6 protein-coding genes are annotated in these 7,390 nt (G+C 70.4%); 5 read left to right on the forward strand and 1 reads right to left on the reverse strand.

The window, feature by feature from the left end; all coding sequences use genetic code 11:
* The first annotated feature begins 35 nt into the window (after positions 1–35).
* From ACZ5DC_RS17295 to ACZ5DC_RS17315, 5 genes are read left to right on the forward strand one after another with little or no spacing between them, the layout of a single operon-like run.
* Positions 36–863, forward strand: a complete 828-nt coding sequence (locus tag ACZ5DC_RS17295; RefSeq protein WP_468653519.1) for a DUF8175 domain-containg protein — start codon at positions 36–38, stop codon at positions 861–863.
* Positions 853–2,169 carry a hypothetical protein gene (locus tag ACZ5DC_RS17300; protein ID WP_468653521.1) on the forward strand — a complete coding sequence of 439 codons (1,317 nt, stop codon included), beginning with the start codon at positions 853–855 and terminating at the stop codon, positions 2,167–2,169. Before ACZ5DC_RS17295 ends, ACZ5DC_RS17300 begins: the two co-directional genes overlap by 11 nt.
* Positions 2,166–3,722 carry an SCO6880 family protein gene (locus tag ACZ5DC_RS17305; protein ID WP_058081040.1) on the forward strand — a complete coding sequence of 519 codons (1,557 nt, stop codon included), beginning with the start codon at positions 2,166–2,168 and terminating at the stop codon, positions 3,720–3,722. The genes ACZ5DC_RS17300 and ACZ5DC_RS17305 overlap by 4 nt, the downstream gene beginning before the upstream one ends.
* Before the next feature lie 14 nt (positions 3,723–3,736).
* Entirely contained in the window at positions 3,737–5,149 is a 1,413-nt protein-coding gene (locus tag ACZ5DC_RS17310; RefSeq protein WP_468653523.1) for an ATP-binding protein, read from the forward strand.
* Between the two features lie 42 nt (positions 5,150–5,191).
* Positions 5,192–6,721 carry a type IV secretory system conjugative DNA transfer family protein gene (locus ACZ5DC_RS17315; RefSeq protein WP_468653525.1) on the forward strand — a complete coding sequence of 510 codons (1,530 nt, stop codon included), beginning with the start codon at positions 5,192–5,194 and terminating at the stop codon, positions 6,719–6,721.
* Here the strand turns inward: ACZ5DC_RS17315 and ACZ5DC_RS17320 are convergent.
* Positions 6,718–7,284 carry a GNAT family N-acetyltransferase gene (locus ACZ5DC_RS17320; protein WP_468653527.1) on the reverse strand — a complete coding sequence of 189 codons (567 nt, stop codon included), beginning with the start codon at positions 7,282–7,284 and terminating at the stop codon, positions 6,718–6,720. The two genes, ACZ5DC_RS17315 and ACZ5DC_RS17320, sit on opposite strands and share 4 nt — an antisense overlap.
* Positions 7,285–7,390: the final 106 nt, after the last annotated feature.

Here is a 7,390-nt window from a genome sequence, read left to right on the forward strand (position 1 = left end):
TCGTATGCCTACGAGGGTGAGGGAGCGCACACGGCATGAGTCCCGGAGACGAACAGGGCTACGACTACCCCGAGACGGGCCACACCCGCACCCGCCTCCCCGACCCCGACCCCTACGGCGGCGCCCCCCGCCGCCCCCACCGCTCCTCCTCCCGCAGCCTGATCACGGTGGTAGGCGTAGTGGTCCTCCTCATCGCCGCCATCGCCTTCGCGAACCGGGGGGACGATTCACCGGGTGAGGGGGCGACAGCGAAGAACGATCAGCCGCGAGCGGCGTCGACCGCGGCAAGCGGGACCAAACCGGTGGAGACGAAGACCGGCAACATCCCGTCCGGGTTCCCGCACACCGAACAGGGAGCACAGAGCGCGGCGGCGAATTACGCCGTGGCCCTGGGATCCACCGAAATGTTCGACACTGCCTGGCGGCACCGGATCGTGGACACCGTCTATACCCCGGAGGTGGCCACGGCCAAGCAGTCGGCCATGGACAGCGCCTACTCGAACGAGAGGTTCCTCGCCAACATCGGATTGGCCAAGGACGGCACGGCTCCGAAGGGCCAGACGTTCGTCTCCCGGGTCATCCCCGTCGGCACGAAGGTCACTTCGTCGGGGGCGGACGCGACGACGGTCGAGGTCTGGTACACGTCGCTGTTCGGCCTCTCCGGTGAAGCCTCCAAGAATCCGGTGACCGAGAGTTGGTACACCACGACGTACAAGATGAAGTGGGCCGACGGTGACTGGAAGATCACCGACTTCCAGCAGAAGGACGGTCCAGTCCCGGTGGGCCGTGACCAGACGGCCTCAACCGCCGACGACATGACGAAGGCCGTCGAGGAGTACGGAGGGTTCACGTATGCGCGCTAACCACCGCGTCCTCAGGATCACGACTGTCGTCGGAGCCGCCCAGGCGGCCACGATGCTGCTGGCGACCCGCGCCTTCGCCCAGCCCACCCCATCCCCCACCAAGAGCAGCGACACCTGCGACCTGATCCGCGGCGCCGCCAAGCAATTCTGCGAAAAGGACAGCGGCTCATCCGGCGGATCCTCCGGCGGCACCCCCGGCAACCCCCTCACCGACACCCTCGACCCCCTCGCCTCCCTGGCCAAGGGCTGTGCCGACGCGGCCGCCTGGACCATCGGCAAGCTCAGTGGCGCCGTGAAGGAAACCGCCAACGTCGACTTCACCAATCAGGCGTTCCTGAAGCAGTACGCCGTCGTCTTCGCCGCCTCCACGATCCTCACGCTCCTCCTCTGGCTCCTGGCCGTCGCCAAGCGGGCCGTCCGCGGTGTCCCCCTCACCACCGCCATCTCGGAAGCCGTCGGCTTCCTCTGGCTCACCGTGCTGGCCTCCGCCTTCACCCCCCTCATCCTGTACACCGTCGTATCGGCGACGGACGGCGTCACGGACGTCCTCGCGAAAGCCACCGGCGACCAGGCCGACACCTTCTTCGGCACCTTCTCCGGCGCCCTGAAGAAGGGCAACGACATCGGCGGCGGCCCCATCATGCTGATCGTCGTGTCCCTGGTCAGCATCCTCGCCGCCGGCGTCCTCTGGCTGGAGCTCGTCATCCGCGCCGCCCTGCTCTACGTCGGCGCCCTCCTCGGCACCGTCGTCTACGCCGGCCTGGTCGACAAGAACCTGTGGGGCCACGTCCGCCGCTGGGCCGGCATCATGATCGCCGTCATCCTCGTCAAGCCGGTCATCGTGATCGTCCTCGGCCTGGCCGGCGCCCTCTCCGGCGACAGCGGCCCCGACGCGTTCTCCGCCGTCGTCTCCGGTCTCGCCATCATCCTGCTGGCCATCTTCGCCAGCGCGATGATCTACCGCTTCGTCCCCGGCTTCGGCGACGAGCTCGCCGGCTCCCGCAGCAACCGCATCATGCAGGGCGCCGAGAGCAAGGCCGCCGCCGTCATCAGCTCCCCGGCCACCCTCGTCGCCCAGGGCATCAAGACCCACAGCACCCGCGCCGACACCTCCGGCGGCCCGTCCGGCAGCACCCCCCGCCCGGCCAACCCCGCCAGCGGAGGCGTCGCCGCCCACAGCAGCCGTACCCCCACCGGCGGCGGAGCCGTCCCCTCCGCCACACCCGCGCCCCGCGCGTCCAGCCCGGTCAACACTCCGCACGCCAGCAACACCCGCAACAACCGCTCGGGAGGTGAAGGGCGTTGACGACCGAGTCCCACCTGTCCCATCCGGTCACGCCCCGCCGTACGTACCTCATCGGCCGCGCCCGGCCGAACGCGATCGTCGGCCGGAACCGCGAGTCCGGCGAGATCGCCCTGATCATCGTCGGCGCGTTCCTCGGCATGATGTGCGGCCTCCTCGTCCCGGTCCTGCCCCTGCGGATCGTGCTGCTGACCGGCTTCCCGCTGCTCGCGCTCGCCGCGGTCTACGTGCCGTACAAGCGCCGCACGTTCTACAAGTGGTTCGAGATCAACCGCAGCTACAAGCGCACCGTCAAGCGCGGCGCCGTCTACCGCTCCACCGCCATGGAGGCCGGGACCCGGCTCGACGGGCGCGAGATCGAGATCGGCCCGCCCCCGGGCATCGGCCGCATCACCTGGCTCGCCGCACCCTTCGGGCCGGACGAGATCGCCGTACTGCTGCACGCCGACCGCAAGACCGTCACCGCCGCCATCGAGATCGAGGGCCCCGGCGTCGGCCTGCGCGACTCCGAGGACCAGGAGGCCCTGGTCGACCGCTTCGGCACCCTGCTCAAGCACGTCGCCAACGGGGACGGCTTCGTCACACGCCTGCAGATGCTCGCCCGGACCCTGCCCGCCGACCCGGACGCGCACGCCAAGGACGTCGGCCAACGCGGCGACCCCCGCTCCCCCGGCTGGCTCCAGCAGTCCTACGACCAGCTCCAGTCCATGGTGTCCACCAGCAGCGAGCAGCACCGCGCCTACCTCGTCGCCTGCATGCACTACACCCGCGAACTGGCCGCCGAGGCACACGCCATGGCCCGCGCCGTCCGCGCCCGCGGCGGCAAGGTCGACCGCGACGCGGGGCTCGCCGTCGTCATGGCCCGCGAGCTCACCGACATCTGCTCGCGGCTCCAGGAGGCCGACATCCGGGTGCGGCAGCCGCTCGGTCAGGGGCGGCTGGCCTCCCTCGTCCACTCCATGTACGACCCCGACCACCCCATCGACCACATCCAGGCGATGACCCAGCGCAACGCCTGGCCGGCCGAGCTGGACGCCACGGAGCCCACCTACCTCCAGGCCAAGACCCGCGAGTCCAGCACCCGCGCGCCCTGGTGCCACGCCACCGCCTGGGTGAAGGAATGGCCGATGACCCCCGTCGGCGTGAATTTCCTCGCGCCGCTCCTCGTCCACACCCCGGACGTCATCCGCACGGTCGCCGTCACCATGGACCTCGAACCCACCGAGGTCGCCATCGAGCGCATGCTCACCGAGAAGACCAACGACGAGGCCGAGGCGTCCCGCGCCGCCAAGATGAACCGGACCGTCGACCCGCGCGACATCGCCGCGCACAACCGCCTCGACCAGCGCGGCGAGGACCTCGCCAGCGGCGCCGCCGGCGTCAACCTGGTCGGCTACATCACCGTCTCCTCCCGTTCCCCGGAGGCACTCGCCCGCGACAAGCGGACGATAAGGGCCTCCGCCGGCAAGTCGTACCTCAAGCTGGAGTGGTGCGACCGAGAGCACCACCGCGCCTTCGTGAACACACTTCCGTTCGCCACCGGCATCCGAAGGTAGGGGCTGATTCGCCGATGCGGGACCCGCTGTCCGTCCTCACCGAGGCCTTCACCTCCTTCCTCTTCGGGAAGGTCGAGACGACCCGGCTGCCGGTGCGCACCTCCACGGGCCAGGCCCAGGCCGTCTACCTGCCCACGGCCGCGCCCGGCCTCGGCGACTCAGGCGTCATCATCGGCCGCGAGGTGTACTCCGGCAAGGGCTACATCTACGACCCCTTCCAGCTCTACGGCCAGCAGCTGCCGGCCCCGCACTGGCTCGTCCTCGGCGAGTCCGGCAACGGCAAGTCGGCCCTGGAGAAGACCTACGTCCTGCGCCAGCTCCGCTTCAAGGACCGCCAGGTCGTCGTCCTGGACGCCCAGGGCGAGGACGGGGTCGGCGAATGGAACCTGATCGCCGAGGAGCTGGGGATAACGCCGATCCGGCTGGACCCGACGGCCGCCCTGGACCACGGCATCCGCCTGAACCCGCTGGACCCGGCGATCACCACCACCGGTCAGCTGGCTCTGCTGCGCACGATCATCGAGGTCGCGATGGGCCACGGCCTGGACGAGCGCTCCGGCTTCGCCCTGAAGGTCGCCCACTCGTACGTCAACGAGACCATCGTGGACCGCCAGCCGGTCCTGACCGACATCGTGGAGCAGCTACGGCACCCCGAACCGGAGTCGGCGGAGGCGATGAACGTCGCCATAGACGACGTACGGGCGTGGGGCCTGGACGTCGCCCTGGTCCTGGACCGGCTGGTCGACGGTGACCTGCGGGGCATGTTCGACGGGCCGACGACGGTCGGCATCGACCTGGACGCCCCGCTGATCGTCTTCGACCTCTCCCACATCGACCGCAACTCCATCGCCATGCCGATCCTCATGGCGATCGTCGGCGTGTGGCTGGAGCACACCTGGATCCGTCCCGACCGGAAGAAGCGCATCTTCCTGGTCGAGGAGGCCTGGCACATCATCAACAGCCCGTTCGTGGCCCAGCTGTTCCAGCGGCTGCTGAAGTTCGGCCGCCGGCTCGGCCTGTCCTTCGTGGCGGTGGTCCACCACCTGTCCGACGTCGTCGACGGAGCGGCGGCGAAGGAGGCGGCGGCCATCCTGAAGATGGCCTCGACCAGGACGATCTACGCCCAGAAGGCCGACGAGGCGAGGGCCACGGGCCGGGTCCTCGGCCTCCCGCGCTGGGCGGTGGAGATCATCCCCACGCTCACGCCCGGCATCGCGGTCTGGGACGTCAACGGCAACGTCCAGGTGGTCAAGCACCTGATCACGGAGACGGAACGGCCGCTGGTCTTCACGGACCGCGCGATGACCGAGTCCTCCAGCGACCTCGCGGCCGACGACGCCCTGCGCGCGGCGGAACTGGAGGCCGAGCAACGGGCCGCGGCCTTCGTGGAACAACACGTGGGCGACTCCGAGTCGACGGTGGCGTAAGGGGACGCGACGGGGCGCCGAAGGATGTAAGGGGAGCACAGGGTGAGACCGGACGACCGCCGCGAGGACCGCCGGGACAGCCGTCGTGAGGGCCAGGGCGGCATCCCCGACGGTCTGCTGATCGGCCTGCTCGCGTTCCTCCTCGGCATGACGGTGCTGGTGTGGACGGCGACCGGCCTGGCGGCCTGGTTCACGCAGGGCGCCTGGCCCACGGGCGTCACGTTCACCCGCACGCCCCTGGCCATGCGCCACCTCATCGGCAGCCCCCACGACATCACCGGCGCCTGGCCGGACACCCCGCCGTCCCGGCTCTCCGGCTGGGGCCTGTTCTGGGGCCTGTTCATAGCCCAACTGATGATCCTCTTCGTCCTCACGGTGTTCGCCCTGGGAACGGTGGCCCGGTGGAGAGCCGGACGGGCCCGCAGGGCCGCCGCCGAGCGCGGGGAGACGGTGCCGGCCCGGCCGCCGGCGGATGCCGAGCCGGCTGTGGGGGCCGGGGCTGTGACCGGGGCCGGCGGGTCCGCGGGGCCTGCTTCCGAGGACGCCATGCCCGCAGTCGCCCCTCGGCACGAGGTACCGGCACCTCGCAGGGGGGCCGGGCCACTGGAACCGGACGACTTCCCTGCCGACGGTGGCCGGGCGGGCGGATGGGAGAAGATCCTCATCGCCCCCAGGGAGCACCGCCACACCACCGCGACCGAGGCCGTCCGGACCGCCGTTGGTCCCATCCTCGTCGTCACCTCCAACCCCGTCCTCTGGTCGGACACGAAGGACGCGAAGGCCAAACTGGGCCCCACCCTCCTCTACGACCCCACGCACCTCTGCGACACCCCGGCCCGCCTCCACTGGTCCCCCACCACCGGCTGCGAAGACAAGCAAACGGCGCTGCACAGGGCGACGGCCCTGCTCGCCCCCGTGCGCCCCACCGCGAAGATCGACCAGGCCGTGGCGGACACGGCGATCACACTCCTGCGCAGCTACCTGCACGCCGCCGCGCTGGAGAACCGCACCGTCCGCCACGTCCACCGCTGGTCCCAGGGCGTCCAGGTCCAAGAGGCGGTCCGCACTCTCCGCACCCACTCCAAGGCAGCCCCGGGCGCCGCCGGCGAGCTGGAGGCGGCCCTCACCGCCCACGCCGATCGCCGCGACATCGCTCAGGAACTGACCGGCAGGGCCCTCGCGGCCCTCTCCACGGTCAACGTCCGCGAAGCCTGCACTCCCAATCGAAATGATGCCCTCGCCTTGGATTCCTTCATCCAGGAAGGGGGCACGCTTTATGTGGTCGGTGAATCCATCGAGGACCCGAGGAGCAATCCGGGTGCGATGCCGCTCCTGACGGCCCTCGTCTCCAGCGTGGTCGAGCGCGGCCGGCGCATGGCCGAACGGTCATCCTCCGGTCGGCTCGACCCACCACTCACCCTGGTCCTGGACGACATCGCGGCCGTGGCCCCGATCCCGGAGCTGCCGGCCCTGCTCGCCACCGGCGCCGGCCGGGGCCTGCCGACGCTCGCCCTGCTCCGCTCCCGCGAACAGGCCCGCGCCCGCTGGCCCCACGAGGAGCTGCCGGTCTAGACGGACCGCTCCAGCACGAACTCCAGCTCCGTCTCGGCCTCGTCCTTCGAGAAGGACACCACCAGGCCACTCGGTGCGAAGCCGATCTTCCGGTACGCCGTCTGCGCTCGCGCGTTGTCCTCGTGGACGAACAGCCGCACCCGCTCGGCCCGTTGTTCCCACGCCCAGGCGAGACCGGCTTCGAACAACGCCTCGATCAGCCCGTTCCCCCGGTGCTCGGGCCGTACGAAAACCCCCACGACGTGCCCCTGCCGCCGCTCGACCGGATACCCGGCCCAGTCCGTCGTCCCGGCCTCTTCGACGAGTACGGTGACCGAGCCGGCCCAACTCCCGTCGGACGTCTCGGCGATGAACTGCCGGGCGGTGGTGGAACCCTCCCCGGAGGTGACGGCCCGGTCCTGCCAGAAGGAGTCCGGCTTGGCCGCGGCGTTCTCGTAGGTCTCGAGAAAGGCGAGGTGTGCCACGGGGTCGCGCAGCGCGTCCAGGCGCAGCTCCTTCACCCGCTCCCAGTCGTCGGGCCGTATGGCGCGGACGACGTACTTGTTCCCGGCGAGAAGATTCATGCGACCACCCTAAACGCAGAAAACCCCCGCACCGAAGGTGCGGGGGTTTTCCCAAAAATTGTTCGGCGGCGTCCTACTCTCCCACAGGGTCCCCCCTGCAGTACCA

The organism is Streptomyces sp. NPDC031445 (genome assembly GCF_055581365.1).

Bases quoted from the DNA above. Each gene is read 5' to 3' on its own strand.
- ACZ5DC_RS17295 (WP_468653519.1), top strand. From the start codon at position 36: ATGAGTCCCGGAGACGAACAGGGCTACGACTACCCCGAGACGGGCCAC.
- ACZ5DC_RS17300 (WP_468653521.1), top strand. From the start codon at position 853: ATGCGCGCTAACCACCGCGTCCTCAGGATCACGACTGTCGTCGGAGCC.
- ACZ5DC_RS17310 (WP_468653523.1), top strand. From the start codon at position 3,737: ATGCGGGACCCGCTGTCCGTCCTCACCGAGGCCTTCACCTCCTTCCTC.
- ACZ5DC_RS17320 (WP_468653527.1), bottom strand. From the start codon at position 7,284: ATGAATCTTCTCGCCGGGAACAAGTACGTCGTCCGCGCCATACGGCCC.